Genomic DNA, 3779 nt, shown 5'->3' with positions numbered 1-3779 from the left:
GCATTTGTCCATAGCCAAACGCCGCTGCGATCGAGATCATGACGACACCCAAGACAGCAACCTGACAGGTCACTGAACCCCAGCGACCGTCTCACCGAACGGGAAAGACCATGGACTTTTCTCCGAGCCCCCTGGCCAGCCTTGCAACGCTGCCTGCGACATGGCTGCTCCTCCCGACACTGATCGCCGTGTGGTGGCAGGCGCATCGCTGCTTCGACAAGCGACTGTCCGTGCTGAGGCGCCAGTTCGTCGCCCAGCGGGCTGCCACCCGCGAATTCCTCCAGCACGCGAACAGCCAGATCGATCTGCTGCAAAGCGAGCTGGCCCTGGCCCGGCGCCGTGAAGACATTCTCCGCGCACGGCAGGCGGGCAAGGCGCACGAGCACACCGGCTCGCGCCACAAGACTGACACCAGCGCCACGACCTTGCTGTCCGTGCTTCGCGAGCAAGCAACAGGCACATCGCACAAGCATCCAGAGACACCCATCGCAGGATGTGCAGACAAGATGCACGAATCACCCATGCTGCCTGCACATGGCAGATCCAACATCGGTGTCAGGGCTCAAGCAGCCTGACTTCAAAAGATGACGCCGCCGCGAAGTGGCATCACACCAAGATCCAGGGACCGGACTCTCATCTTTTCAACATCGAGGCAGGTATGACAAGCAGTAGTGGAATAGCAAGGATTCTGATCGTCGATGACCACGAGATCGTCAGAGACGCCGTGAGCCTGTTGCTGAACAAGCTCGAGCGGCCGGTGATCACGTTGGCCGCAGGCGATTTCCAGACGGCACGCAACATCCTTTCGAACGAGACCGTCGACCTGGTGCTGCTCGGCATCTCGTCGCCCATCGGGCCCAGCCTGAATGGCGTGGTGTTCCTCAGGAAGCTTCCGGCCTGCCCGCCGATCGCCGTGTTCTCGACGCACACGACGCGACGCTTCGTGTCGAGTGCCGTGGCCGTGGGCGTCTCCGGGTTCATTCCCAAGTCGCGCTCGGCTGCCGACATCCTGCAGGCGGTGACCTCGCTGCTGGGCGGCAACAAGTACATGCCGACCGAAGACGAGATGACGCATGTCGCCGGCACGTCCGAGATCGAGGCCAGCGAGCAGACCTATGCGGAAGAGAACCTCGCTGCCGCCTATGACCTCGCGCCTCGCGAAGCAGCCGTGCTGAAGTGCGTCTGCCAGGGCATGCCCAACAAGCGCATCTCGACCGAGCTGAACATCTCGCCGAACACCGTGCGCAACTACCTGTCGCGCATCTTCAAGGTGATGAACGTGCGCAACCGGACCGAGGCCGTCGCTCGCACGCAGAACATCCTGCGCTAGTTCGTGGTTGCGCCCGGGACCGGTGGCGGCGCACGGGTCTCCTCGACCCATTCCAGGTCGAGCAGTGCGCCCATCTGGTCCAGCAGCGCCTGCAGGTTGATCGGCTTCGTCAGGAACGCGTTGGCACCGGCCGACAGGCTCCTTTCCTTGTCGTCCACCATCGCCCCTGCCGAGATCGCGATCACCGGCAGCTGCGCATGGGTCTGCCGCAGGAGGCCCAGGGTTTCAAGGCCTCCGAGGCGGGGCATCCGGATGTCGAGCAGGATCAGGTCCGGCTTGCTGCTGGCGAGCACGGACAACGCCTCGGTGCCGTCACCGGCCTCGCACAGCTCGAAGCCCAGGCCGCCCAGCATGTCGAGCAACAAGACGCGGTTGGTCACCACGTCGTCCACCACCAGGATCCTGCGCCGCACCCCGGCATAGCCGATCACGCAGCCAGGTGCCGATGGCGGTGCGGACGGGCTCTCCTGCGCAGCAGGCTCCAGCGCCAGGTCGAACCAGAAGCGCGTGCCTTCGCCCTTCGCGCTCTGAACGTGGATCTCGCTGCCCATCAGCCGCACGAACTGCCGGCTGATCGCCAGGCCCAGGCCGGTACCGCGGTTTCGGTCCTCGAGCCCACCCACCTGCTCGAACGGTTGGAACAGCCGTGACAGCTGCGCGGCATCCATGCCGGCGCCGCTGTCCTGCACTTCGAAGCGCAGCGCGTTCGAGCCGCCGGTCCGCACCCGCAATGTCACCGTGCCGCGCTCGGTGAACTTGACGGCGTTGTCGAGCAGGTTCAGCAACACCTGCCGCAGCCGCTTCTCGTCGGCCCGGAAGGTCTCCGGCAGGTCGGCGGACAGCTCCGCACCCAGCTGCAACGCGGGCTTCTGCCTGGCCCTGACGCCCATCAACTCGACCAGGCCGTCGAGGTAGCGCGGGAGATCGAACACCGTCGGACACAGCTCGAACTTGCCGGCCTCGATCTTCGCGAGATCGAGGATGTCGTTGATCAAGGTCAGCAGGTGTTCGCCGCTCTGCCGGATGGCATTCACGCCCGCCTGCTGCCGCTGCGTCAGGTTCCTGTCCCGTTGCAGCAGTTGCGCGAAGCCCAGCACGCCGTTGAGCGGCGTTCTCAGGTCGTGGCTCATCGCCGCGAGGAACGCGCTCTTCGCCCGGTTGGCCACCTCCGCCCGATCCCGCGCAATCACCAATTCGGCGGTATGGGCCAGGACCATGTCCTCTGCCTGGCGCCGCCCGATCGCATAGCGGATCGCCCTCGACAGCAGGTCCGCGGTCACCTCGCCCTTCACCAGGTAGTCCTGCGCACCGGTGCGGATCGCCTCGAGCGCGACCGCCTCGTCGGTGAGCCCGCTCATCACCACCAGGGCCGGCACCTTCACCGGCTGCGCAAGCAATTGGCGCATCGTGTCGAGACCCCAGGTTCCGGGAAGGCCGAGGTCGAGCAACAGCACGTCGAAGTGCTGCTCCGCCAGCGCCTGCACACCCGCATCCAGGCTTTCGCACCAGGCCAGCGTGAACTCGTCGGTCCGCGATTGCGAGAGCATGTGCCTGATCAGGCGTGCATCGCCCGCGCTGTCCTCGATCAGCAGGACACGACGCTGGCCGTTCACGCCACACCCCCGCGACCGGTGAGGCTCACCGTCTGCAGCCAGAAGCGCTCGATGCTGTGGATCACCTGGTTGAACTCGTGCAGATCGGCGGGCTTGCTGATGAAGCAGTTCGCCTGCAGGTCGTACGCACGGGACACGTCGTCGTCCGACTGCGAGGTGCTCAGCACGATCACCGGGATGGACCGCAGCGACGCATCGGACTTGATGGCGGCGAGCACGTCTCGACCACCCATCAACGGCAGGTTCAGGTCGAGCAGGATGAGGTCGGGCCGCGGTGCCGCTTCGTAAGGGGTGTCGCGATGCAGGAACCGCATCGCCGAGATGCCGTCCTCGGCATGGTGCAGCCGCAGGTCATGCCCGTTGCGGCGCAGCGCTTCGCGTGTCAGACGAACATCGCCCGGGTTGTCTTCGACCATCAAGACATCGACGGCCCTGAACGCGCGCTGCAACAACATCGCCGCACCCTCCGGATGCGAGCGACTATAGCGCCATCGACCTTCGAAGAGCCCCCCCGGGAGCCGGTGGTGCTCCGAGGGGGAAACCCTGAACCGCCTCAGCGGTCGGCGCGCATCAGGCTGGAGGTGCCCACCGTCGACGTGTTGCCCAGCAGGAAGACGCTGTAGACCTTGCCGGTGGTCAGCGTCTGGTCCGTGGCCTGCCAGAGCTTGCTCGACCCGGCGCTGGCCACGATCGTCGCCAATGCGGCGCTGGTGGCCACCGTGGCCGGCGCCGAGGCAGTGCCGAACGCGACGTCGTCGCCGATCACGTCGCTGTCGAGCGTCAGCGTCACGCTGCCCGTCAGGCCGTTGACGGCATTGACCAAGCGCAGCTTGACC

5 protein-coding genes are annotated in these 3779 nt (G+C 65.7%); 2 read left to right on the top strand and 3 right to left on the bottom strand.

Annotated elements, in window-relative coordinates:
• The first annotated feature begins 110 nt into the window (after positions 1-110).
• Entirely contained in the window at positions 111-575 is a 465-nt protein-coding gene (locus AC1D12_RS27585; RefSeq protein ID WP_477844244.1) for a hypothetical protein, read from the top strand.
• Positions 494-1330, top strand: coding sequence for a LuxR C-terminal-related transcriptional regulator (locus AC1D12_RS27580; protein WP_082004685.1), 837 nt, complete (start codon positions 494-496; stop codon positions 1328-1330). Before AC1D12_RS27585 ends, AC1D12_RS27580 begins: the two co-directional genes overlap by 82 nt.
• On the opposite strand, the gene AC1D12_RS27575 is transcribed toward AC1D12_RS27580, so the two are convergent.
• The 3 genes from AC1D12_RS27575 to AC1D12_RS27565 all read right to left on the bottom strand — a co-directional run.
• A complete protein-coding gene (locus tag AC1D12_RS27575) occupies positions 1327-2943 on the bottom strand; it encodes a response regulator (protein WP_465113202.1) in 1617 nt (538 codons plus the stop codon). The genes AC1D12_RS27580 and AC1D12_RS27575 overlap by 4 nt on opposite strands.
• Positions 2940-3398 carry a response regulator gene (locus AC1D12_RS27570; protein WP_477828313.1) on the bottom strand — a complete coding sequence of 153 codons (459 nt, stop codon included), beginning with the start codon at positions 3396-3398 and terminating at the stop codon, positions 2940-2942. Before AC1D12_RS27570 ends, AC1D12_RS27575 begins: the two co-directional genes overlap by 4 nt.
• Before the next feature lie 98 nt (positions 3399-3496).
• Positions 3497-3779 (bottom strand): DUF4397 domain-containing protein (locus AC1D12_RS27565; protein ID WP_477844241.1); only part of this gene is annotated, 283 nt, incomplete at its 5' end.

The sequence above is a fragment of the Rhizobacter sp. P1_G5 genome (assembly GCF_056405435.1).
Note: the sequence above shows the minus strand (reverse complement) of the source record. Positions and strands in the feature narration are given on the sequence as shown.